Below are 22,970 nucleotides of genomic sequence, written 5' to 3'. Positions count from 1 at the left end.
CTGTGGCTCTCTGTGGGCTCTCTGGGCGTTGCTTCTGTTCTTCTGCGGGCGTGCTCAGAGGTGGTCGGGTGCGTCGATACCGAGCAGGGACAGGCCACCGGCCAGCACCGTCCCGGCGGCTTCGGCGAGGGCGAGCCGGGCGCGGTGGGCGGCCGAGGGTTTCTCCTCGCCGTACGGAAGCACGACAGGCAGAAAGGGCAGGGCGGCATCGGCGACGGTGACGAGATGCCGGGCAAGCCGGTCCGGAGCACGGTGGGTGGCGGCCGCGGTGACGATACGGGGGTAGTCGGCGAGGGCGCCGACGAGATCACGTACTTCAATGTCCGCAATGTCACCGGCTTCGGCGTCGAAACCGAGCCGGGCGGCGTTGCGGCCGAGGGCCCGGGTGCGGGCATGGGCGTACCGGACGCGGAAGAGGGGGTTGCCCTCGCGCTGCACGAGGTGGTCGGCGGTGATCCGCGGCCGGTCGTGCGGGGCGGGGTGGAGCAGGGCCCAGCGGGCGGCGTCGGGACCGAGCGGGGCGGGGTCCTCCGGGGCGGGGACGGGCCGCAGATTGACGGGCTCACGGTGATCGATCTCCACCCGCCCGCCCTGAGCGGCGACGATCCGCACGAGCGCGTCGGCAACGACCTCGGCACGGGCCTCGTACGGCACGCGCAACTCGACGACTTCCCCGGCAAGGGCATCGCCGTGGCCGTACTCGTCCCCGCGCTCCCGAATCTCCGTCACCAGCGAGGCAACGGGATCCGCCCCTCCCGCAAGACAGATGTTGATGAACCCGGGCCCGGTGACGACGACATCACCGACCCCCTCCGCCCCCACGAGATGCGGCCGCAGAATCTCGGCGACACGCAACGCCGGCCGGCCTGCCGGCCGGGCGAGCTGGAGCGCGATGTTGGTGGCGTAATCACCACACCCCCCCGGCCCCGGCGGCGTAACCACGACCCGCTCCGGAACGGTCACACTCAGCTCCCCTTCATCAACAGCACGACGCACCGCGCGCAGCACGGTGCGGGAGAGCTCGACGGGGGTCACGGGACAAGCGTATGGGAGGAGGGGGGTGGGTATGCGAGTTGGTTTGGGGATGGGTCCGGGATGTGGACGGGGACGGACGGGGACGGACGGGGACGGGGACGGAGATGGGGACCGGACCGGGGTGGGGCGGGGCTTGGGGCGGAGCTTGGGTTGGCTTGGGAGCGATCAACACCTGCACTCGCAGGCACTCTCACGCGCTCCCGCGCGCTCTCAAGGACGGACAGCCGAACCCGCCGGGGCACTGCACGACACTGTGCGGACACGGCACGGCACTGTGCGGCACTGTGCGGCACTGTGCGGCACTGTGCGGCACTGTGCGGATCAGGCACCGGCCCGACCGGCACGCTCCGCCGAAAGCTCAACCTCTTCGGAACCGAAGGAGCCACCGAGGGCAGGGCCCGCCCGCTCACCATCAGCCGATCCTCCACGCCCCCGCTCGATCAACTGCCGTACGACGCTGACGAGTTCGGCGGGCTCGAACGGCTTGGCGAGAAAGGCATCGACCCCGATGTCCAGCCCACCTTCGACCTCGTGCTGAGTGCAGGCACTGACGATGGCGAGGGGAAGATCACGAGTCCGAGGGTCGGCACGCAGCCGAGCGGCGGTCCTCAGTCCATCCAGGCGGGGCATGACGACGTCCAGGGTGACGACATCGGGCCGCACCTCATGAACCACATCCAGACACTCGACACCATCGGCCGCGGTCACGACCTCAAGCCCCTCCAGCTCAAGATTGACCCTGATCAGCTGCCGGATGACCTTGTTGTCGTCCACAACAAGCACCCGACCCGACACGCCCGGCACAACTCGAGAGTAGGTCCGCACCGGCCACCGCGTCCGGCTTTTCCCCACTTCCACCCACGCGAGCGAGCCGCCCGCTCCGTCCCGCCGTAAACCCGTTCATGAACACCCCGAGGGAGCTGGTAGTGTTCTACCCGTCGCCAGGAGCGAACAGCTCCACAGCGGACACGCCCCCGTAGCTCAGGGGATAGAGCAACGGCCTCCGGAGCCGTGTGCGCAGGTTCGAATCCTGCCGGGGGCACCTCGAAGAAGGTGCCAAAAGACCCCGTCACCAGCGAAAACGCTGAGGCCGGGGTCTTCGCGTATGTGCAGGCGTGTGCCGCCCGGAGCGGCCGTATGTCGGGGTCCGTGGACGAGGCGTGGACGGGATCTTGGGGCATCACGCCTGGTGAGCCCCGCAAAACGATGTGGCCGGATCCCGGGACAGGGTGTGGGCCACATCGCAAGGCGGTACCGGTTCCTCCTAGTCGGCGGTGACCCCCCAGTAGGCGGTCTGCGCGGGCTTACCGTCGCGGTAGAGCACTGTGCAGTTCCCCCGGCCGCGGCTTGGGAAGTCCAACTGTTCGGAGCCGAGTGCGGCGTCCCACTCCTCGTAGGTGGGTCGGCCGTGAGGAGCCCACGCTCGCACCTCGTCATCGCTCAGCGGCCGCATGAACGGACCGTCATCGCTGTCCGCGGCCTCGATCATGAGAGGGAAGTCCAACACGGAGCCCGTGCCGCCGGTGAAGATGTACTCATGCCACTCCGGGTCGCGCCACAGTTCCTCGACGGACCGCCCCTCGAAACCGTGGTTGTCCCGCGCCAACTCGTCTTCCTGCTCCTGCCGGAACGCGGCCGCCAGATCACGCTGATACGGGCCCGTGTGTCTCCATGCGTTGCCACCCATCCGCGTCCCCTCTCCACTCGAACAGCTTGTTCAAGAGCGGAGCGTAAGAGACGGCACTGACAGGGCCCCCGCCCCGACGATGGTCACACCCTGGAGACCGCTCACAGGTCCCGCGGGGAAGGCCGGCACCTCGCTGAGACGCACCGCCTCAGGCCCGACTCCAAGCCTGGCGATGGCGAGCGACGCCGTACACGTGCTCGACCTGCTCAGCCGTCAACACCCCTGAGAGCGGCGCCAATGCCGCTACCTGACGCTCCTGGTACACCCGGACACCGCGCTGCAGACGGCCGCCCGCGCCGCCCGGCTGAAGAAGAAGCGATGCAAGGGCATCGACGACGCCATCGGCTACCTCCGTAACAAGGCCCAGTACCTGCGCTACGACACCGCGCTGGAACGCGGCTGGCCCATCGGCACCGGCATCATCGAAGGAGCCTGCCGCCACCTGGTCAAGGACCGACTCGACATCACCGGGGCCCGCTGGGGCCTGCCTGGAGCCGAAGTCGTGCTCAAGCTCCGTGCCCTACGCGCCAACGGCCACTTCGACACCTACTGGTCCTGGCACCAAAAACAGGAGTTCGCCCGCAACCACCAGGCGCGTTACCGCCACCAACTCATACTCATGACCTGTTCGACAGCACCCTTACCCAAGGTCTGCACCCAAATCTCTTCGACAGCGGAGCCCGGCGCTCGCAAACATGCGGCAGGCCCACCGGCGCCGATTCTGTCAGAGACCCCACGGCCACCCCACGGCCCTGACAACGAGGCCCCGCGTCGGCGGGAACCGGAAGATCAAGGGCCGCGTCCTCCCTCACGTTGATCCGCCTCGGCGCCAACGCCCCGATCAAGATTGGGAGATGGCAGGCCGCTCGTATATCGTACGTATGTACGAACTGGTGGCCGGAGCCTCACACTCCCGCCCCCGGGCGCACGCTGATACGCAACCGCTCAAAGACGGGGACCGAACATCACGATGGGCAAGAACATCACCAAGAAGACCCGCTACCGCGCCACCGCACTCGCCGCCGCCGGACTCGCGCTCGGCGTGCTCACCGCCACCGCGCCGACCGCCAGCGCGGCCACCGCGCAGGGATTCGTCAACGGCTGGGGCGACGTCAGCGACGACTGGTCCGACGAAGGCCTGCTGTCCACGACCCAGCACGCCAACAGCGGTGCCACCGGGCTCTGGCAGCTCGTGCTGTGGAAGGACGGATACCTGTCGGAGTCGGACGTCGACTGCAAGTTCGGGCCGAAGACCAAGGCCGCCACCCAGGCGTGGCAGACGCACTATCTCGGCTCGTCCGAGGCCGACGGCGTCGTCGGCAGCAAGACGTTCGGCGAGGCGAGCAAGCACCTCTCCAGCACCGACAACGGCTTCAGCGTCGCGTACGTCGGCCGCAACGGAGACAAGTACCTCTCCCGCAACGTCAACAACGGCGAATACGCCTTCAACACCGACTACACCAATGGCTTCGTCGAAGCGAGCTACAGCAGCTCCACCAACTGCCGCTGAGCATGTTGCGCCCGGCCCCCGGCACTGCGTCCCGGGCCGGGCGCCTTGGCGTCCGCACCCTTCTACTTCGTCCAGAACTGCGCCAGTGCTGCCTCCTTGTACGGGGCCGGGGTCACGCTCAGATCGCCCGCGAAGGGGCGGGACAAGACCATCACCAGCAGCAGACTGAAGCCGATCAGTCCGACCACCGCCGACACGAACAGCAGTTGCATCTTCAGGCTCCGCAGCCTTCCGGCGTCGGGTGCAAGGTCATCGCTCCCAGCCGCGGCGAGTCCTCGCAGGGGTAGCGGTCGATCGTCCGCGTTCACTCCTTGCCGCTGCCGTCGCAGTCGAGGCAGCGCCGCTTCGATGTGGCGCGGGTGCGGTCGTTGGCCGTCGAGAGCGCCAGAGCCGTACGGGAGCCGTGTGCGCAGGGGGTCTTGGAGCGTCTGCCCAGGTCAATGCAGCTGCTTCGGTGCGGACGCAGCCCGACGTGCCAGTCCCGCTCCAGGTCCGCTGCGTCGAATACGCTGCGAAGGCGTCCAACCTGACGTCCCTGGTATTGCGCGCACCGTCGCACGGCGGTGGCTCTTCACGTCGGCCCGGACGGCGCAGCCGCCGGATGCTGGAAGGGGTGTGGCATGAGGTCCCCAGGCGTGCATCTGCGGGAGATCACCGACGACAACCGGGATGCCGTTCGTGCCCTCCGCGTCCGGCGTGACCAGAAGCAATTCGTCGCCTCCGTGTCCAGGTCGCTCAAGGAGGCGGCAAAGAAACCGGAGGCCAATCCCTGGTACCGCGCCGTGTACATCGGCGACGAGCCCGTCGGCTTCGTGATGCTGTCGTGGAAGCCGCCGGCTGGCCCTTACAGGGGGCGACACTTCATCTGGCGCCTCCTCGTCGACAAGCGGCACCAGAGGCGAGGGATCGGCCGAGAGGCCCTTACGCAGATCGCCGCCCTGGTTCGCGCGGACGGCGCCACCGAGCTGCTCACCAGCTACGATCCCGGCGACGGCGAACCGTGGCCCTTCTACCAGAAGTTCGGGTTCGAGCCTACGGGTGAAATCGACGACGGCGAGATCGTTCTGCGGCTGGCCTTTCCCCCTCGGTGAGTTCATCCGGGTAGCTGCGGAGGGCTTTGGCCTCTGTTGGTCAGATGACGAAGAAGCCGGTGGGTTCCTGGACGTCGATGTCCCTCAGCTTCATGTGTGCCTCATGCGACCGTTACCCCGCATCCGGCCATTCCTCCGGAGGCTCTGGTGGCTCCGGGTCAGCCCGCCGCTCCGCTCGCCGCCCGTTCTCCACTCGCAGCGTCGTCGACCACGGCCAAAGATCCGGCTGCGGTTACGCAGAGCAGGCCAACCGGTGCTCGATACGGCACCGTTGAAACGGATCCGGCGGACACACCCCGTAGACGGTTACCCGACCGTCGGAGAGCTCGATCCACCGATGCTCCGCCAGCACCGTATGGGCCAGCGGGGTCATGTCCGGCTAGCACCACCCGGTCCTGCTCCGGCGTCGCCACGCGATCCGCCGGCAGACCGCAGTACAGGCAGTGCGACCGCCCACCTGCCAACCTGCGCGGTCCCTCTTCCAAAACCCCCATACCGCGAGGGTCGGAAGCCCGGCGGCATATGCGTAGGCTGCGAACCGGACGGGGCGCCTGCGACAGTCGTCCATCCGTGAAATGGGAAGCGACCCGGCGGGTGCAACCAGCAACCAACGGCCGAAGGCACGCGACTGAGACACGACGAAGCCCCCGGCCCATGCGGGCTGGGGGCTGACAACCCATGTTCGAGATCACTCGTATTCGCGCAACGACTCCTCAATCTTGAGGCTGGCGATCTCCGGACCGCCGAAACGCCGTCCGACTCAAAGACCCTGTTCGTCCATCAGGCGCATCAGGTTCCGCTTGCGCTTCTGGGCAGTGCGCAGGGCGGTGACGTACACGGCGAACTCGTCCTCCGTTCCCAGGCATCGGTGGCAGTCCCGGATGCTCAGCAGCAGGCTGACGAGCTGCTCGTAGATCGCGTTGCCGGTCTGCTTGGTGAGCGGCTCGGTCAGGCGCAGGTAGACGCCGAGCGCGTCGGCGGGACGGTCGGCCCGCGCCTGGTCGGCGAGGGCAAGCCACTGCCGGTCGTGGGCTTCGGTTTGGGTGGCGGCCTGCCAGGCGGCGTCGACGTCCTTGTCGTCGAGCAGGGCATCGACCAGGACCGGGCCGCCGTACCAGCCCTGTTGCCGCCGCTCCGCGTCGGCCCGCAGCAGGGCAAGGGCTCCCCCACGCTCGGCCGGCCAGCAGTCCGCGGCTCGCGCGGCGGTGCGCAGCTGCTGGTACGCGGCCAGGGTGCGGCGTGCGCGGAAGTGGTCGCGGCGCACGGCGACGGCATCCGACAGACGGTCCGCCTGGGTGTAGCGGTCGCAGAGGTAGTCGACGAGGGCGGTGTCGACGGCGGTGAGGCCCCGGGTTTCCCGGATGCCGCGTTCTGCCCAGCGCAGGGCCTCGTCGGAGCGCCGCGCGGTGTCCAGCTCGCGGGCGATGACCAGGTGCGTGTGGCCGTTCGGCGCGAGGTCGGCCGCATGTACGGCGATCACCGCGTCGACATCGCCTCCCGCCTTGGCCAGACGCTCCATCAGGTGCTTCTCCGCCCAGCCGCGAGGGTTGCCCCGCCACGCCTCGACCGCCGACTTCCTCACGACGGCCATTCCCTCTTCGCCGAGGACGTCCTCGTAATCGAGCGGATCGATGTCGGTCACGCCGCCGTCGATGTCGCCGAGCACATGGCCGACCAGCCAGCGCGCAAGCTCCTCGGGGTCAGGGCGGGCCGCACGGCACGCGTCGAGGTGGGCGTCGGCGAGGTCCGCGCCGATCTGCCCGAGCCGGCCGTCCGAGTCGTCGACGCTCTCCACCGCCTCGGCCAGCAGCCGCATCGCCTCCCGCGCCAGGGTGATCGCATCGGCGGCCCGGCCCGAGCCGGTCAGCGCCCTGATCGAGGAAACCGCCTGCCCGGCCTGGTCGGCGTAGGCGCGGGCATCTGCGTACTCGACGTACCCGTACTGCGCGAAGGGGCCGATGTCGAGCAGATCGCGGATACGGGACCGGACCGCGGCAAGGTCCCCGCGGACGCTCGCGGCCCGTAGTTCCAGGCGGCGCCGCAGCTGCCGGTCCTCGTCGATCTGTTCCCGCAGTAGAGCAAGCAACTCGTCCTCGGACAGGGCGGACAGCCATCCGTCCAGGTCCTGCGCGCCCTCCCGGGCCGCCTTCCGCTGCCGCGGCAGGCTCTCCCGCTGGGCGAGCACCCTCAGGCCCAGGGCGACCAGGTGCTTGCAGAAGTTGCCCTCCAGGCCGTACGGGCAATCGCACTCACCGGCCAGGCCGCCGGGCCCGTCCAGGGTCAGCTCCACCTCGTACCGTTCCGTGCCGTGAACACTCGCGGCACCGCATCCAGGTATCCGAGCGCGCGCTCGAAAGAACGGGCACCGGCCAGCTTCTTGAGGTTGGCCTCGGTGAGACTGCCCATGGTCTCCGCCTACTCCACGTTGCGCAGTTGACCATCCGCCAGCCTAGGGCTGCCAGGATGTGCAGACCCACAAGTTCAGCCGCTCGACCGTCAAGGCCGCCGCCCCGCGAAACGCCGGGTTCATTGTCGAGGCCTCCGCGCGAGCCTCTTTCACCGTGCCCGCTGTGCCTCCCCGCTCTGTCAGGCGGAAGCGGACGTGATGGGCCGGCCAAGGCCCTGCTGCGTGATCGCCCGGTCACCGCCTGGCTCGCTCTTGCCCGCGCCGACGGTCTGCGCGTGGTCACGTCCGCAGCCGCTCTGGTGGGAGTGGCCCACCCGCGCATCAACCGCCCAGGCCTGGAATGGCTGCTCTCCCGCCTCGCTGCGAAGGAGGTGCTCATCCCCCGCTTGCCTTGCCCCTCCCGTCCCCCCGGAGCACCCTTGTCCCATGGGTGCGCGTGAGGGGCCCACGCTCATTGGATCCGTGCAGCGGGCGTTTCGGCTGTTGGAGGCCGTGAGTGGGCATGTGAACGGGGCGCCGGCCAAACAGTTGGCGCGGGAGACCGAGTTGCCCCTGGCCACCGCCTATCACCTGTTGCGCACTCTGGTGCACGACGGGTACGTGCGGAAGCTGGACGACGGTGGGTTCGTGCTGGGGGACCGGCTGCGGGTGCTCACCGACGCCGGTGGTGGGCAGGCGCTGCTCAGCCGGGTTCGGCCGACGCTCGCCACGCTGCGCGACGAGCTCTCGGCAGCCGCCTACCTCACCTTTTACGAGGAGGGCGAGATCCGGGTCGCCGAGATCGTCGACGGGCCGCGGGCGCCGCGGGTCGATCTGTGGGTGGGGTTCGAGGACGCCGGGCACGCCACCGCGCTGGGCAAGTCCGTGCTGCGGGAGCTGGACGACGACTCCCGCATGGATTATCTGACCCGCCACTCGCTGGCCGATCTCACCCCTCGGACGATCACCGATCGCCCGGAGCTGCTCCGGCGCATCGACGACGCGCCTCTGGCGCCGGCGGTCACGGACCTGGAGGAGTACTCGCTCGGCACCGTGTGCGTCGCGGTGCCCGTCTACAGCGGGGACACACTCGGCTCGCTCGGCGTCTCGCTGCGGGCGGACCAGCTCTCCCGGCTCGAGGAGGCCAGGGCCCTGTTGATCCCGATCGCAAGCCGCGTGACCAGGAGTCTGTCGCTCACTATCTGAAAATCCGCTGCTTGTGGCAGCCTCTGTCGAACCCTTTACCTGGACTGAACGGACATTCCGGGCGAGCATCGCCCTCGTACAGGTGAGGACTGCGGACCGATCATGAGTCAGAGGCGAGACCATGGTGGCGACCACCGGCAGACGTGGCCCTTCATGGGCCGTGCGGCCGGCCCCGCGCTGTCGGTCCTGGTTCGGCCCGGCGAACAGCCCGTCGCCGCCACCACCGTGCTGCCGGTCCTGCCCGTACTGATCGTCTCCGCCGTCGTGGCCATCGACCTCGTCTTCGGCACGGGGCTGACCTGGGTGCCCCTGCTCGCCGCCGGGCCCGCGCTGGCCGCCACCACCAACGGGCCCCGCGGAGTCCTGCGCGTCGGACTGCTGGCTACGGCGCTCGGTACGGCCCTCGGCCTCCGTGACCGTGCGCCGGGCCACGAGCTCGCTGTCGTACTCGCCGCCCTGGTGGCCGTCACCCTCGCGAGTGCCCTGGCCAGCGCGCTGCGCAGGCGCCGGGAGCTGGTGCTCGCCGCCGTCCGCTCCGTCGCGGAGGCCGCCCAGCACGCGCTCCTGCAGCCCGTACCGGCCGCCGTCGGCCCGTTCCAGGTGGCCGTCCGCTACAGCGCGGCCGCCGCGGAGGCCCGTATCGGCGGCGATCTGTACGCCCTGGTGCCCACCCCGCACGGTGTACGGCTCATCGTCGGCGACGTACGCGGCAAGGGGCTGCCGGCGGTCGAGACCGCCGCTCTCGTACTGGGCATCTTCCGCGAGGCCGCCTACGACGAGCCCGATCTCCTCGCCGTCGTCGACCGGATCGAGCGCAGCCTCGCGCGCAACCTCGGTCAGGACGACTTCGTCACCGCCGTGGTCGCCGGATATCCCGAGCCCGGGCGGCTGGAGGTGGTCAACTGCGGCCACGCGCCCCCGCTGCTGGTGCGCGACTGCGAGGTCATCGCCGTCGAGCCCGCCCATCCCGCTCCACCCCTCGGGCTGCGCGCCCTCAGCGGTGAGAGCCCCCGCCTGCAGGTGCTGTCCTTCTCCGACGGGGACCAGCTGTTGCTCTACACGGACGGCGTCACCGAGGCCCGCGATCACGGTCGTGAGTTCTATCCGCTCGCCGAGGGGCTGGCGCGGCATGTGAGCCATGAGCCGGCCCGTACGTTGACCGCACTCCACGACGATCTGCTGGCCCACGTGGGCGGCCGGCTGCATGACGACGCGGCTCTGCTTCTGCTGCGCAAGCCCACCTCGGCCGACGTGACCGACGTGACCGACGTGACCGACGTAGCCGACGTGACGGACGTAGCCGACGTGACCGACGTGACCGACGTGACCGACGTCGCCGGCGTGGTGGTCGCAGAGGGCTGAGGCCGTGATCAACGGGACCAATGGGACCAACGGGGCCGACATGATCAGCGTGGTCAGCGTGGTCAGGCTCTCGAGCAGAAGGCCGCCGCCGCGAAAGTCGCACTCCAGCACTGACGCCGGGGCGCCACGACAATGGGCCCGCCGGTCACGCGGTTCGCTTCCGCGGCGTGGCCTTCTTCGCCGCCGCCTTCGTCGCCTTCTTCGCAGCCGTCTTCTTCGCGGCGCTCTTGGACGTGCTCGCGGTGGCCTTCGATGTCGACTTGGCCGTGGTCTTCGCCGTCGTCTTCGCCGCGCTCTTCGTCGTCGTCCTGGGCGCGGCCGTCTTCTTCGCCGTCTCGGTGGACTTCCTCGCCGAGGCGGCCGTCTTCTTCGCCGTGGTCGTCGACTTCTTGCCGCCCGTCTCCTTGGGCGCGGCCCGGGCCGTTCTGCGCGGCGGGAGCGGTGTGACCTCGGCCTCCCCTGTCTCCTCTGCCCCGCCGGTCTCACCGGCCACTTCCTCCCCCCGGGACTCCTTCGCTGCCCGCACGCTCTTCTCCAGGGCCGCCATCAGGTCGAGCACCTTGCCGCCGGGCGCGGGAGCGGGGGCCTCGGGGAGCTCCTCGCCGGCCGCCTTCGCCGCGATGACCTCTTCCAGAGCCTCTCGGTACTCGTCGTGCAGGTCCTCCAGGTCGACCTCGCCGAGGGTGTCCATCAGGGCGTCCGCGAGGTCGAGTTCCTTGTCGCGGACCGTGACGTCCACGTCCGGGGCGACACCCTCGGGGGCGCGGACCTCGTCCGGCCACAGCAGGCCGTGCATCGCGATGGCGTTGCCGACCACGCGCAGCATGCCCAGGCGTTCGCGGCCGCGCAGCGCGTACTTCGCGATGGCCACCTTGTTGCTGCGCTTGAGGGCCTCTCGCAGCAGGGTGTACGGCTTCGCGGCCGGGGCGCCGCCGGCCGCGAGGTAGTACGCGGCGTCCATCTGGAGCGGGTCGATCCGGTCGGCGGGGACGAAGGCGACGATGTCGATGGTCCGTGCGGTGGGGATCGGGAGGTTGGCCAGGTCCTCGTCGGTGATCGGGATGATCGTGCCGTCCGCGTCCTCGTACCCCTTGCCGATCTCCGCGCCGCTGACCTCACGGTCCTCGAGTTCGCAGACCTTGCGGTAGCGGATGCGGCCGCCGTCCTTGGTGTGGATCTGGCGGAAGGAGATCGAGTGGCTCTCGGTGGCGTTCACCAGCTTGATCGGGATGCTGACCAGGCCGAAGGAGATGGCGCCGTTCCATATGGATCGCACGTGCAGCACCCTTCCGATCCGTATACGCCGGTTTATCGCGGTTTCATGGGATTCTCATCGTATGACGCCGATCACTGAGGTGGAGGGGCGACGGGTCGCGCTCAGCAACCTGGAGAAGGTGCTGTATCCGGCGACCGGCTTCACCAAGGGCGAGCTGCTGCACTACTACGCGACCATCGCGGAGGTCCTGCTTCCGCATCTCCGGGACCGGCCGGTGTCCTTCCTGCGGTACCCGGACGGGCCGGACGGTCAGGTGTTCTTCACCAAGAACGTGCCGCCCGGTACGCCCGACTGGGTCACCTCCGCGCAGGTGCCGCGGTCGGACGGGCCCGCGCGGATGGTGCTGGTGCAGGATCTGCCCTCGCTGATGTGGGCGTCGAACCTCGTCACCGAGTTCCACACGCCCCAGTGGGTGATCGAGGCGCCGGGGGAGGCGGACCGGCTCGTCTTCGACCTCGATCCCGGGGCTCCGGCGACGATCGTGCACTGCTGCGAGGTCGCGCTGTGGCTGCGGGAGCGGCTGGCCGGCGACGGGGTCGAGGCGTATGCGAAGACGTCCGGGTCGAAGGGGCTGCATCTGCTCGCGGCGGTGCGGGGGGTGTCGTCGGAGCAGGCGTCGGAGTACGCCAAGGGGCTGGCCGTGGAGGCGGAGCGGGCGATGCCGCGGCTGGTGGTGCACCGGATGACGCGGAGTCTGCGGCCCGGAAAGGTGTTCGTGGACTGGAGCCAGAACGCCGCGCGGAAGACCACGGCGGCTCCGTACACCCTTCGGGCGCGACGTGAGCCGGCCGTTTCCACGCCGGTGACGTGGGAGGAGGTCGAGGAGTGCCGGGACGCGGGGCGGCTGGTGTTCCAGGCGGGGGACATCGCGCCGCGGCTGCAGGACTTCGGGGATCTGATGGCGCCGCTGCTGGATGCGGGGCGCGCGAGTCCGCTGCCGTGAACACCGCACTCGCCGTGAGGTACTCACCTCACCGTGAGGTGGTACTCACCTCACCGGCCCAACTGCCCGCAGCCGAGCCGTCGAGCGGTCGAGCCGTCGAGCGGTCCTCACACCCTCAACCACGTGTTCCGGTCCCGGGCCATCGCATGCAACGCCTCCACATCCGCCGGCTTCAGCACACCCCCGAGCCGGGCCAGCCCCGCCAGCTCGGTGTCCCGCAGGACGCGGATCTCGCGGAGCGGGGCCGTGACGGAGAGGGTCGCCGGGCCCGCCAGGGCCAGGACCGGGCGGACCTCGGCCGTCAGGGCGTACGACGCCCGGTCGGCGTCGGCGCGGACGCGGCGCAGGAGCGGGCGCGGCTCGCGGCGGCCCAGGGCGACCATGGGGTCGGCCACGAGGACCCGCTGCTTTCGGGCGTAGAGAGCGTGCAGGACGAAGAGCCCGCCGGGGCCGATGAGCAGATGGTGGATGCGGTCGCCGCCGGGCAGGGGGACCGAGTGCAGTGCGTGCCAGCCCGCGCCGTCCAGGCGGTCCAGGACCTCGCCCACGGCCTGCTCGGCCAGCAGGGCCCGGCGGCGCGGGTCCGGGCGGAGGCGGTGGGGCGGGGCCGGGTCCCGGTCCAGGGCCACCAGGAGGGCCTCGCCGGGGCGGTTCGGGGCCAGGTCGTCGTCGGGGTGGAGCGAGAGGCGGGCGAGCTCCGCCGGTGTCGGGATTGGGGGCGGGCCCACCGTCACCGGGCCGGCCAGGAAGGGGCCCAGCACCTCCATGACGTCCTCCCTGCTCTCCTCGCTGAGCAGGTTGACCCGGGCCGCCTCACGGTCGTACCAGGCGATGTTCCTTCCGTCCGTGAGGCAGACGTACAGCCGTTCCTGGCCGTGCCGCCAGGTCGGCACGACGCGCAGTCCGCTCATGTGCCATCACCCCTCGACCATGGGAACAGGAGGGGTGCTTCAGGGGCAAGAACCCGGCTACCTTTGAGACCGGTTGGGAGGGGCAGCTGGGGAGGCGCCGTTGCGGACCCGCAGGAAGCAACCCGACGTTCCGGCTCCGGACAGCCCGTGGAGCGAGATCGTGCCCGGTCTGTGGATGGGCGGGCACGAGTTCAAGGGGCCCACGGGGCTGGAGCTCGCCGTCGTCCGGGACGAGTTCGATCTTGTGCAGACCTTGCTGATGCTGCCGGGGCACGGTCCGGACCCCGGTGTGGAGCACCATGTGTGGCCGATACCGGACGGTCCGCTGGACGGCACCCAGCTCGCCGGTGTCATGCGGCTGGCCCGGGCCGCGGGTGACGCGCTGGACGCGGGGCGGAGTGTCCTCGTGCGGTGTTACAGCGGCTACAACCGCTCGGGGCTGGTGGTCGCGCACGCCCTGGTCGACCGGGGGCACTCCGCGGAGGACGCCATCCGGCTCATCCGCAGCCGCCGCTCCCCCTGGGCCCTGCACAACGAGCTGTTCGTCGACTACCTGCGCACCGGCCTGCCGACCGTCCGGCTCCTGGAGGAACTGGCCGAGTAGCGAACCCCTGCCGCTGAGCCCGCCGGCCGGCGGAGCCTGCCACCGACCAGCGGAATCTGCCGCCGAGTAGCGGAGCCTGTCACCGAGACCGCCAAGTAGCGGGATAACCGTTTCTCCGGACGAATAGGGTGTACGGCGGCACCGATCGATCCGAGCCACAGGAGTACCGTGCCTTTCAGCCGTCCCGCGCGCACCGCTCTGTCCGCCGTCGCCGTCGGCCTTCTCGCGGCGACGGCGGCAGCCTGCGGCGACACGGGCGGGCTGCGACGCGCCGGTGCGACCCCGACCGCGATCAGCCCCGTGAAGCTCTGGCCGGATCTGCGGCCGGCGTCCAGCCCGGCCTATGAGTACGACGAGGGGTCGACCGAGGTGGTGAAGGGCTTCACCGATCCCGGCCGGGACATCCGCAAGGTCGATCCGGTCGCCGTCGTACGGGCGGAGATCGCCGCGCACCCGGACGACTACGACCCCAAGGGCCCGTACCACGAGACAGCCGTGCGGATGGACGAGTGCGCGAAGGGCGGGAACCGCAGCCGGTGCCCGCTGCTGAAGGCGTACTACCGGGACCTGACCGGCGACGGCCGGGAGGACATGACGCTGGGCTTCCGGCTGTTCCCGACCAACCAGACCGCGGTGCGCGTCTACGCCTTCGAAGGGGACCGGCTGGTCCAGGTCATGGCCGACAACGACGCGATCATCGGGGTCGAGCTCGCCGGACGGGCCGTGATCGTCCGCTCTCCGGCCGGGATCACCGGCTACGAGTACCGCACGACCTGGGAGTGGGACCAGAGCCAGCACGCGATGGTGTTCACGCGCGACGAGTTCCTGCGCACCGGCCGGCGGAAGGCGTCGCCCACCCCGTCCGCCTCCCCCTCCGCGAGCAGGCGATGAGGATGAGCCTGCCCCAGTGGGCCGGGACGCTCGCGGTGAAGTCCGCCGCGTTCATCGCGGTGATGTGCTGTGCGCTGGCCGCACTGCTCGGTGTCCTGGTGCATGTCTCGGTGACCGACCAGACCGTCGGCCAGGCCCGGGACCAGGCGCTGGACCGGCTGGCGGACGCGACCAGGGCGTACCAGGCCGGGGACGCGCTGCTGCCGGGAGCCGGTGTGGACCCCGCCGGGCTGCCGGAGCCGCTGCGGGCGCTGGCGGTGGCCGGGGCCCGGGGCACGATGGTCGCGATCCACCACGGGCGCCCCACGATGTGGGCGGCCGGTCCCGCCGACGGCGACCGGGCGCTGGCAGTCGAGGTCGACTACTCGCAGCAGGCCCGCACGATCGCCGGGCTCGACCGGTCGATCCTGTGGTCGTCGGGGCTGGCGATCACGGTGACCCTGCTGATCGGCGCGTTCGCGGTGACCCGGGTGACCCGGCGGCTGCACGGCACGGCGCGGGTGGCCCGGCGGATCAGCGCGGGCGACCTGGACGCGCGTGTGAACGACCCGCGTACGAAGGACGTGGCCCGCTCCCACGACGAGGTGGCCGCGGTCGCCGCCGCGCTGGACTCGATGGCGTCCTCGCTGCAGAGCAAGCTGCTGAGCGAGCAGCGGTTCACCGCGGACGTGGCGCACGAGCTGCGCACCCCGCTGACCGGGCTGCACGCGGCGGCCGAGCTGCTGCCGCCGGGCCGGCCGACGGAGCTGGTCCGGGACCGGGTGGCGGCCCTGCGCACGCTCACCGAGGACCTGCTGGAGATCTCCCGGCTCGACACCGGGCGGGAGCGGCTGGACCTGGACACGGAGGAACTGGGCGCGCTGGCCCGGCGGGTAGTGCGAGGGTCGGGCACCGACACCGAGGTGAAGGTCGTACGCGACGCCCTGGTGGAGACCGACCGGCGGCGGCTGGAGCGGGTGCTCGGGAACCTCGTGGCGAACGCGCACAAACACGGGCGGGGCCCGGTGGTGCTGACGGTGGACGGTCCGGTCGTGGTCGTGCGGGACCACGGGGACGGTTATCCGGACTACCTGGTGGAGCACGGACCGCAGCGCTTCCGCACCGAGGGCGGGGCAAGGGGCCATGGGCTCGGGCTGACCATCGCCCTGGGCCAGGCGGAGGTGCTCGGCGCCCGGCTGACCTTCGCCAACGCCCTCGACGACGGCGCGGTGGCCACGCTGACGCTGCCGCCGGCACCGCCGGCGGCCGCTCCGGGGGCGTCCGAGTCGATGTGACGGGACCGTGGGCGGGGCTCGCCACGCTGGCGTCGGCCACAGGGCGCGCAAGACGCCCCATTTAGGTAAGTTCCGGACATGACGAAGGCCGGAACCACCGTTGCGGCGAGGCAGGCCCCCGCGCCCGATGTACGTCTCCCCCGGCGCCGCGGCATCGAACTCGCCCTGATCGTGCTGGCCGTACTGCTGTCCGTGTACGGCTACTGCGACGTCGGCCTGGCGAAGACGGGCACCGTCCCGCCCGGTGCCGTCGGCTACGGCGCCGGGCTCGGCGTGCTCGCCCTGCTCGCGCACATCGCGGTCCGCTTCCGGGCCCCGTACGCCGATCCCCTCCCGCTGCCCATCGGCGTGCTGCTCAACGGCCTCGGTCTGGTCCTCATCTACCGGCTCGACCTGGAGACGCCCGGCGACCGGGCCGCCCCCACGCAACTCGTCTGGTCCACGCTCGGCGTGGCCCTGTTCATCGTGGTGGTACTGCTGCTGCGCGACCACCGGGTGCTCCAGCGCTATGCGTACGTCAGCGTGGTCACGGCCCTCGCCCTGCTCATGGTGCCGATTCTGTTCCCGGCCGTGAACGGCGCCCACATCTGGATCCTGTTCGCCGGATTCTCCATCCAGCCGGGCGAGTTCGCGAAGGTGCTCCTCGCGGTGTTCTTCGCCGCGTACCTGGCGGCCAACCGCAACGCGCTCGCCTACGCGGGCCGCCGGATCTGGTTCGTGCAACTGCCCACCGGCCGGGTCCTCGGCCCGATCCTCGCCATCTGGCTGATCAGTGTGGGCGTCCTCGTCCTCGAGCGGGACCTCGGCACCTCGCTGCTCTTCTTCGGCCTGTTCGTCGTCCTGCTGTACGTGGCCACCGGCCGCACCGGCTGGATCGCGGTCGGCCTGCTGCTCGCGGTGCTCGGCGCGGTCGCCGTCGGCTGGCTGGAACCGCATGTGCACAGCAGGGTCCAGGACTGGCTGCACCCGTTCGCCACGATCGAGGCGGGCCTTGGCCCCAACCAGCTCGCCCAGTCCCTGTTCGCCTTCGCGGCGGGCGGGGTCCTCGGCGCCGGGCTGGGCCTCGGCCACTCCATCCTGATCGGCTTCGCGGCCAAGTCGGACTTCATCCTGGCGACGGCGGGCGAGGAGCTGGGCCTGGCCGGCCTGTCGGCGATCTTCGTCCTCTACGGCCTCCTGGTGGAGCGCGGCTACCGGGCCGGGCTCGCGTTGCGCGACCCCTTCGGCCGTCTGCTCGCCCTCGGTCTCGCCTCGATCGTGGCGCTGCAGGTGTTCGTGATCGCGGGCGGGGTGACCGGTCTGATCCCGCTGACCGGCATGGCGATGCCGTTCCTGGCGCAGGGCGGCTCCTCGGTCGTCACCAACTGGGCGATCGTGGCTCTGCTGATCCGGGTGAGCGACTCGGCCCGCAGCCAGTACGACGGCCGGGTGGCCCCGTGACCAAGTACATGCGGCACGCCGCCGCGTTCTGCGCCCTGCTGATGGTGGCGCTGCTCGTCAACTCCGCCCGCGTGCAGGTCGTCCAGGCGCCCTCCTACGACGAGAACGCGGCCAACCGCCGTGCCGCGATCGCCCGTTACGGCCAACCGCGCGGCGACATCCTGGTCGACGGCATCCCGGTCACCGGCTCCAAGGACACCGGCGAGCAGCTCCGCCACGAACGGACTTACCAGAACGGGCCGTTGTACGCCCCGGTGACCGGGTTCGCCTCACAGGTGTACGGCACGACATTCCTGGAGCACGCCGACGACGGCATCCTGTCCGGCACCGACCCGATGCTGTCGCCGTTTCCTCTGTGGAACGACGTCACGCGCGCGCGGAACCGGCCCGGGGACGTCGTCACGACGCTCAACCGGGCCGCACAGGAGGCGGCGTACCGGGGGCTCGGGGCGCGCAAGGGCGCGGTGGCGGCCGTCGAGCCGTCGACCGGCCGGATCCTGGCGCTGGTGTCCACCCCCTCGTACGACCCCGCCGAGCTGTCCGGGAACGGCGAGCCGGTGACCTCGGCCTGGGCGCGGCTCAACGACGACCCGGAGCAGCCGATGCTCAACCGGGCCGTACGGCAGACCTATCCGCCGGGTTCCACCTTCAAGGTGGTCACCGCGGCGGCGGCGCTGGACGCGGGGGTCCTCAGCGACCTGGACACGCCCACCGACTCCCCCGACCCCTACACGCTGCCCGGTACGAGGACACGGCTGACGAACGAGTCCGACGGCTGCGAGGACACCTCGGTGCGGGCCGCGTTCGAGTGGTCGTGCAACACGGTGTTCGCGAAGCTGGGCGTGGACGTGGGGCTCGACGCGATGGCCTCGACGGCCCAGGCCTTCGGCTTCAACGACGCCGGCCTGAGGATCCCCTTCTCCGTCGCGCGGAGCACCTTCGACACCCATGTGGACAGGGCGCAGCTGGCCCTGTCCTCGATCGGCCAGTACAACACGCGGGCCACGCCGCTCCAGATGGCGATGGTCGCGGCGGCCGTCGCCAACGGCGGGCAGGTGCGGACGCCGTACCTGGTCGAGCGGACCGTCCGCAAAGGCGGCGAGACGGTCGCGACGACCGGTGCCCGTCCGATCCGCCAGGCGATGAACCCGGCGACCGCCGTGCGGATGCGGGAGTTGATGACGGACGTGGTGCGGGAGGGCACCGGCGCGAACGCCGCGATCCCCGGTGCCACGGTGGGCGGCAAGACCGGCACCGCCCAGCACGGCATCGGCAACTCCGGTGTGCCGTACGCCTGGTTCGTGTCGTGGGCGCAGCGCGACGACCAGATGGAGCCGAAGGTGGCGGTGGCCGTGGTGGTGGAGGACGCGGCGGCGGACCGCGGGGACATCAGCGGGGGCGGGGACGCGGCACCGATCGCGAAGGCGGTGATGCAGGCGGTTCTCGACTCGTGAGACGGGGGGTACCGCGGGCCGGTGTCCCGACCTACCGTTCGGTCATGACCTCATCCGCAGCCGCGTACGAACTCGCCCAGGTCAATATCGCCCGCCTCAAGTTCCCTCTGGATTCACCCGAGTTGAAGTACTTCGTCGATGCCCTCGACCCCGTGAACGCCGTGGCGGACGCCGCCGACGGGTTCGTCTGGCGACTGCAGAGCGACTCCGGCAACGCGACCGACATCCCCGTGCTCGGGGACGAGTGGCTGGTCATCAACATGTCGGTGTGGCGGGACACGAACGCGCTCACGGCGTTCATGTATCAGGGACAGCACAGGGAGTTGCTGGCCCGGCGGCGGGAGTGGTTCGAGCGGGTCGAGGAGGCGATGGCGACGCTGTGGTGGGTGCCGGCGGGGCATCGGCCGACGGTGGGGGAGGCGGAGGAGCGGTTGCTGCATCTGCGCGCCAACGGCCCGACGCCGTACGCCTTCACGCTCCGCACGTCGTTCCCGGCGGGGGCGTCGGCGCCGGAGCTCGGTGCGGTGCCGGAGGGGCTGGGCTGCGGTGTCTAGCGGCGGCGGTTGGTCGCGGTGAGGTCGATCTCGATGGGGAAAGGGACGGTCAACTCAAGCTTGTCGTGGAAGATTCCGGTCAGGCCGTAGGTCTGGGTCGCGGGGTCGAGTTCGTAGACGTAGACCACCGGAAGGCCCTCGTTCTCCTCAACGCGCCAGTAGTGCGGAATGCCCGCGTGCGCGTACTTCCGTGGCTTGACCTCCCGGTCTCGGTCCTCCGAGTCCTCCGACACGACCTCGACAGCGATCACGACGTCTTCCGGCCGATACCAGGTCTGCTTCGGACCGGTGTCGGCCCCCGCACGGAAGACGATGACGTCGGGCTCCGGACGGTTGCGCTTGTTGAGCTTGATGGTCATCTCGCGGATGACGTCCAGCTCGTCCGGCACCTGATCCAGCAGAGTGTGCTCCAGCAAGCGCATGGCACGTGAGTCGAAACTGGTCTGCGGACTCACGAAGACAAGACTCCCGTCGATCAGCTCCGTGTGCGGAGGAAGATTGGGAAGCTTGTCGAGGTCGTCCGCCGTCCAGCCGCCCTCCGGCGGACGAGGCCACTCGTAGTCGTCGTCCAGCCCGTAGTCACGTGCGGCGCTCATGATCGCTCCCATACGCCAGAGTCTGCCTGGCACGGTCAGCGTACCCAGGGGAATTTGCCGATTCGCCCGTCGCTCGAGTGATCGCGCAACGTATCGTTGACGCTCGACTGAGTCAGGCGTGCGCACCCCGTTCGATCGCCTCCTCCACCTCCGCGACCCGCTCCCGCTCCTCCACGGCGAACCGCTCCGCGTCCAGTTGTTCGGCGATCTCCTCGTCCTGGGCCATCAGCAGGTCCAGGTTGGAGTCGCCCATCTCCAGCACGCCCATGTCGACATAGGCCTGCTGGAGGCGCTCGCCCCACAGGCCGATGTCCTTGACGCAGGGCACGATGCGGCTGAACAGCAGCTTGCGGAAGAGCTGGAGGAACTCGGAGCGCTCGCTGAGCTCCTCGGCCTCCGCCTTCGGGATGCCGAAGTTCTCCAGGACCTCGACCCCGCGCAGCCGGTCGCGCATCAGATAGCAGCCCTCGATGACGAACTCCTCGCGCTCACGGAGCTCGGCGTCGGTGAGCTGCTTGTAGTAGTCGCGCAGCGCCATGCGGCCGAAGGCCACGTGCCGGGCCTCGTCCTGCATGACGTAGGCCAGGATCTGCTTGGGCAGCGGCTTGTCGGTGGTGTCCCGGATCATGCCGAAGGCGGCCAGCGCGAGCCCCTCGATGAGGACCTGCATGCCGAGGTAGGGCATGTCCCAGCGGCTGTCGCGGAGGGTGTCGCCGAGCAGGGCCTGGAGGTTGTCGTTGATCGGGTAGAGCATCCCGATCTTCTCGTGCAGGAAACGGCCGTAGATCTCGGCGTGCCGGGCCTCGTCCATCGTCTGGGTCGCGGAGTAGAACTTGGCGTCCAGGTCGGGAACGGACTCCACGATCCGCGCCGCGCAGATCATCGCGCCCTGTTCGCCGTGCAGGAACTGGCTGAACTGCCAGGAGGCGTAGTGCTGCCGCAGCAGGCCCTTGTCCTTGTCGGTGAGCTTCGCCCAGTACTTGCTGCCGTAGAGGGACATCGCCTCGTCGGGGGTGCCGAGCGGGTCGTACGGATCGACCTCCAAGTGCCAGTCGATCCGCTTCTGCCCGTCCCACTGCTTGTCCTTGCCCTTCTGGTACAGGGCGAGCAGACGGTCACGTCCTTCGTCGTACTCCCAGCTGAACCGGGCCGCTCCGGTCGCGGGCACCTGCCAGTGGGGGTCTCCCGGGTGCTTGGCGTACAGATCGTTGGTCGGCATACCTCGCAGGCTCACACGTAGACGGCGAGTCAACAAGTCATGCGCAAGGGATTGACGCTCTTGCTGACAAGCAGTCTCATAATTGTCGACGGAGGTACCCCCGGGTAACGAGGTGAGGGAGTTATGACGACCCTGACGGAAGCCGACGCGGTCGAGGGACTGCGCGACGCGCTGGGCCTGCTCAAGGACCGCGAGCAGGTGGCCGAGCGGCTGCTCGTCTCTTCCGCCAAGCACTCCTTCGACCCCGACAAGGAGCTGGACTGGGACGCGCCCTTCGAGGAGGGCAAGTGGTTCTGGCCGCCGGAGCTGGTGTCGCTGTACGGCACTGCGCTGTGGAAGCGGATGAGCGAGGAGCAGCGGATCCTGCTCTCCCAGCACGAGTCGGCGGCGCTGGCCTCGCTGGGCATCTGGTTCGAGATCATCCTGATGCAGCTGCTGGTGCGGCACATCTACGACAAGGCGGCGACGAGCGCGCACGTCCGGTACGCGCTGACCGAGATCGAGGACGAGTGCCGGCACTCCAAGATGTTCGCCCGGCTGATCTCCCGGGGTGACGCGCCCTGGTATCCGGTGAGCCCGGCCCACCTTGCGCTGGGCCGCGTCTTCAAGACGATCTCCACCACGCCGGGCTCCTTCACCGCCACGCTGCTGGGTGAGGAGGTCCTCGACTGGATGCAGCGGCTGACGTTTCCCGACGAGCGGGTCCAGCCCCTCGTCCGCGGGGTGACCCGTATCCACGTGGTCGAGGAGGCCCGTCACGTCCGCTACGCCCGCGAGGAGCTGCGCCGCCAGATGCTGACGGCTCCCAGGTGGTCCCAGGAGTTCACCCGGGTCACCTCCGGCGAGTTCGCCCGCATCTTCTCCGTGGCTTTCGTGAACCCCGAGGTCTACACGAACGTGGGCCTGGACAAGCGGGAGGCGATGGCCCAGGTGAAGGCCAGCGGCCACCGCCGCGAGGTGATGCAGACGGGAGCGAAGCGGCTGACGGACTTCCTGGACGACATCGGGGTACTGCGGGGCGTCGGCCGACGGCTCTGGCGCTCGTCCGGCTTGCTCGCCTGACATCGCCCGGCCGACCTGGACGGCAGACGGCACCGCGGGACGCCGTCCGACGGCCGCGCCCGGCCAGGAGCCGCTGTCGGCCACGCGGCCGAACCACAGAGCGGCACAGCCCGCACGCCGAGGGCACTACGGGGCGTCGCCCCACGTCGGCGGTGGTCACCCGGACCACCCCGCCTGACATGCCCCCAGCCCCACACCGGCCCGAAACCACCACGGGCCACACGGCCGACCAAAGATCGACCCAGCCCGCACGACACCCGGGGCACAACCGGACCTCGCCCCACGACCACGGCAGTCACCCCGACCACCCGCCTGACACCGCCCGGCCCCGACACCGGCCCGCGACGGAAGCCGCGGATGGCACGGCTTGGAAGACCCCGGCGTGCCCGTAACCCCAACCGACGGCCGCGGCACTCGTACCGCCCGCTCGCCCGAGACCACCCCCACCCCCCGACACTCCGCCCGAAGC

At 70.2% G+C, this 22,970-nt stretch carries 21 protein-coding genes, 1 tRNA gene and 3 pseudogenes; 14 read left to right on the top strand and 11 right to left on the bottom strand.

Annotation, left to right across the window (positions count from 1 at the left end):
- Positions 1 to 54 precede the first annotated feature (54 nt).
- Both nrtL and Q8A52_RS03195 read right to left on the bottom strand, forming a co-directional pair.
- Entirely contained in the window at positions 55 to 1,035 is a 981-nt protein-coding gene (nrtL, locus tag Q8A52_RS03200) for an ArgS-related anticodon-binding protein NrtL (protein ID WP_316748509.1), read from the bottom strand.
- A 321-nt stretch (positions 1,036 to 1,356) separates the two neighbouring features.
- On the bottom strand, positions 1,357 to 1,818 hold the full coding sequence (locus tag Q8A52_RS03195) for a response regulator (RefSeq protein ID WP_408649168.1): 462 nt from the start codon (positions 1,816 to 1,818) through the stop codon (positions 1,357 to 1,359).
- Between the two features lie 187 nt (positions 1,819 to 2,005).
- Between Q8A52_RS03195 and Q8A52_RS03190 the strand changes: the two genes are divergently transcribed.
- Positions 2,006 to 2,077, top strand: a tRNA-Arg gene (locus Q8A52_RS03190).
- A 222-nt stretch (positions 2,078 to 2,299) separates the two neighbouring features.
- On the opposite strand, the gene Q8A52_RS03185 is transcribed toward Q8A52_RS03190, so the two are convergent.
- Positions 2,300 to 2,722, bottom strand: coding sequence for a hypothetical protein (locus tag Q8A52_RS03185; protein ID WP_316748505.1), 423 nt, complete (start codon positions 2,720 to 2,722; stop codon positions 2,300 to 2,302).
- A gap of 970 nt (positions 2,723 to 3,692) precedes the next feature.
- Between Q8A52_RS03185 and Q8A52_RS03170 the strand changes: the two genes are divergently transcribed.
- Positions 3,693 to 4,232: a peptidoglycan-binding domain-containing protein gene (locus Q8A52_RS03170; protein ID WP_316748501.1), complete on the top strand. Its 540-nt coding sequence runs from the start codon at positions 3,693 to 3,695 to the stop codon at positions 4,230 to 4,232.
- 62 nt (positions 4,233 to 4,294) lie between these two features.
- Here Q8A52_RS03170 and Q8A52_RS03165 read toward each other — a convergent pair whose 3' ends face one another.
- Both Q8A52_RS03165 and Q8A52_RS03160 read right to left on the bottom strand, forming a co-directional pair.
- Entirely contained in the window at positions 4,295 to 4,444 is a 150-nt protein-coding gene (locus Q8A52_RS03165) for a hypothetical protein (RefSeq protein ID WP_316748499.1), read from the bottom strand.
- 17 nt (positions 4,445 to 4,461) lie between these two features.
- Positions 4,462 to 4,527 (bottom strand): annotated as a pseudogene (locus tag Q8A52_RS03160) (ATP-binding protein); the annotation flags it as partial.
- Positions 4,528 to 4,867: 340 nt separating this feature from the next.
- Between Q8A52_RS03160 and Q8A52_RS03155 the strand changes: the two are divergent.
- Complete coding sequence (locus tag Q8A52_RS03155; protein ID WP_316748497.1) at positions 4,868 to 5,323, top strand: GNAT family N-acetyltransferase; 456 nt, start codon at positions 4,868 to 4,870, stop codon at positions 5,321 to 5,323.
- 232 nt (positions 5,324 to 5,555) lie between these two features.
- Here Q8A52_RS03155 and Q8A52_RS03150 read toward each other — a convergent pair whose 3' ends face one another.
- Positions 5,556 to 5,696 carry a DUF6083 domain-containing protein gene (locus Q8A52_RS03150; protein ID WP_316748495.1) on the bottom strand — a complete coding sequence of 47 codons (141 nt, stop codon included), beginning with the start codon at positions 5,694 to 5,696 and terminating at the stop codon, positions 5,556 to 5,558.
- A gap of 387 nt (positions 5,697 to 6,083) precedes the next feature.
- A pseudogene (locus tag Q8A52_RS03145) lies at positions 6,084 to 7,729 on the bottom strand (SWIM zinc finger family protein).
- 162 nt (positions 7,730 to 7,891) lie between these two features.
- On the opposite strand from Q8A52_RS03145, the pseudogene Q8A52_RS03140 reads away from it, so the two are divergent.
- The 3 genes and pseudogenes from Q8A52_RS03140 to Q8A52_RS03130 form a co-directional block, all read left to right on the top strand.
- Positions 7,892 to 8,113, top strand: a pseudogene (locus Q8A52_RS03140) (DNA-binding protein); the annotation flags it as partial.
- A gap of 43 nt (positions 8,114 to 8,156) precedes the next feature.
- Positions 8,157 to 8,915, top strand: coding sequence for an IclR family transcriptional regulator (locus Q8A52_RS03135; protein ID WP_316748492.1), 759 nt, complete (start codon positions 8,157 to 8,159; stop codon positions 8,913 to 8,915).
- 102 nt (positions 8,916 to 9,017) lie between these two features.
- Positions 9,018 to 10,277: a PP2C family protein-serine/threonine phosphatase gene (locus Q8A52_RS03130; protein ID WP_316748490.1), complete on the top strand. Its 1,260-nt coding sequence runs from the start codon at positions 9,018 to 9,020 to the stop codon at positions 10,275 to 10,277.
- A 145-nt stretch (positions 10,278 to 10,422) separates the two neighbouring features.
- Here the strand turns inward: Q8A52_RS03130 and ku are convergent, their stop codons facing one another.
- The gene (ku, locus tag Q8A52_RS03125) at positions 10,423 to 11,553 is read right to left on the bottom strand and encodes a non-homologous end joining protein Ku (RefSeq protein ID WP_450819293.1); all 1,131 of its coding nucleotides are present in this window, start codon (positions 11,551 to 11,553) and stop codon (positions 10,423 to 10,425) included.
- A 61-nt stretch (positions 11,554 to 11,614) separates the two neighbouring features.
- On the opposite strand from ku, the gene ligD reads away from it, so the two are divergent.
- Positions 11,615 to 12,496, top strand: coding sequence for a non-homologous end-joining DNA ligase (ligD, locus tag Q8A52_RS03120; protein ID WP_316748487.1), 882 nt, complete (start codon positions 11,615 to 11,617; stop codon positions 12,494 to 12,496).
- 107 nt (positions 12,497 to 12,603) lie between these two features.
- Here ligD and Q8A52_RS03115 read toward each other — a convergent pair whose 3' ends face one another.
- Positions 12,604 to 13,407 carry a nuclease-related domain-containing protein gene (locus Q8A52_RS03115; RefSeq protein ID WP_316748485.1) on the bottom strand — a complete coding sequence of 268 codons (804 nt, stop codon included), beginning with the start codon at positions 13,405 to 13,407 and terminating at the stop codon, positions 12,604 to 12,606.
- A 100-nt stretch (positions 13,408 to 13,507) separates the two neighbouring features.
- On the opposite strand from Q8A52_RS03115, the gene Q8A52_RS03110 reads away from it, so the two are divergent.
- The 6 genes from Q8A52_RS03110 (at position 13,508) to Q8A52_RS03085 (ending at position 19,624) form a co-directional block, all read left to right on the top strand.
- The gene (locus tag Q8A52_RS03110) at positions 13,508 to 14,011 is read left to right on the top strand and encodes a protein-tyrosine phosphatase family protein (RefSeq protein ID WP_316748483.1); all 504 of its coding nucleotides are present in this window, start codon (positions 13,508 to 13,510) and stop codon (positions 14,009 to 14,011) included.
- Between the two features lie 168 nt (positions 14,012 to 14,179).
- Complete coding sequence (locus Q8A52_RS03105; protein ID WP_316748481.1) at positions 14,180 to 14,902, top strand: hypothetical protein; 723 nt, start codon at positions 14,180 to 14,182, stop codon at positions 14,900 to 14,902.
- Positions 14,899 to 16,176: a HAMP domain-containing sensor histidine kinase gene (locus Q8A52_RS03100; RefSeq protein WP_316748479.1), complete on the top strand. Its 1,278-nt coding sequence runs from the start codon at positions 14,899 to 14,901 to the stop codon at positions 16,174 to 16,176. Before Q8A52_RS03105 ends, Q8A52_RS03100 begins: the two co-directional genes overlap by 4 nt.
- Before the next feature lie 78 nt (positions 16,177 to 16,254).
- A complete protein-coding gene (locus Q8A52_RS03095) occupies positions 16,255 to 17,616 on the top strand; it encodes an FtsW/RodA/SpoVE family cell cycle protein (protein WP_316748478.1) in 1,362 nt (453 codons plus the stop codon).
- Positions 17,613 to 19,070 carry a penicillin-binding transpeptidase domain-containing protein gene (locus Q8A52_RS03090; protein ID WP_316748476.1) on the top strand — a complete coding sequence of 486 codons (1,458 nt, stop codon included), beginning with the start codon at positions 17,613 to 17,615 and terminating at the stop codon, positions 19,068 to 19,070. The genes Q8A52_RS03095 and Q8A52_RS03090 overlap by 4 nt, the downstream gene beginning before the upstream one ends.
- A 44-nt stretch (positions 19,071 to 19,114) precedes the next feature.
- Positions 19,115 to 19,624: a DUF3291 domain-containing protein gene (locus Q8A52_RS03085; RefSeq protein ID WP_316748475.1), complete on the top strand. Its 510-nt coding sequence runs from the start codon at positions 19,115 to 19,117 to the stop codon at positions 19,622 to 19,624.
- Here the strand turns inward: Q8A52_RS03085 and Q8A52_RS03080 are convergent.
- Both Q8A52_RS03080 and Q8A52_RS03075 read right to left on the bottom strand, forming a co-directional pair.
- Complete coding sequence (locus Q8A52_RS03080; protein ID WP_316748474.1) at positions 19,621 to 20,220, bottom strand: Uma2 family endonuclease; 600 nt, start codon at positions 20,218 to 20,220, stop codon at positions 19,621 to 19,623. The two genes, Q8A52_RS03085 and Q8A52_RS03080, sit on opposite strands and share 4 nt — an antisense overlap.
- 112 nt (positions 20,221 to 20,332) lie before the next feature.
- On the bottom strand, positions 20,333 to 21,439 hold the full coding sequence (locus Q8A52_RS03075; protein ID WP_316748472.1) for a ferritin-like domain-containing protein: 1,107 nt from the start codon (positions 21,437 to 21,439) through the stop codon (positions 20,333 to 20,335).
- 123 nt (positions 21,440 to 21,562) lie between these two features.
- On the opposite strand from Q8A52_RS03075, the gene Q8A52_RS03070 reads away from it, so the two are divergent.
- Positions 21,563 to 22,501 (top strand): AurF N-oxygenase family protein, encoded by a 939-nt coding sequence (locus Q8A52_RS03070; protein ID WP_316748470.1) that lies wholly within the window; start codon positions 21,563 to 21,565, stop codon positions 22,499 to 22,501.
- The last annotated feature ends 469 nt before the right edge of the window (positions 22,502 to 22,970 follow it).

The organism is Streptomyces herbicida, from assembly GCF_032656585.1.
Lineage (GTDB): Bacteria > Actinomycetota > Actinomycetes > Streptomycetales > Streptomycetaceae > Streptomyces > Streptomyces herbicida.
Note: the sequence above shows the minus strand (reverse complement) of the source record. Positions and strands in the feature narration are given on the sequence as shown.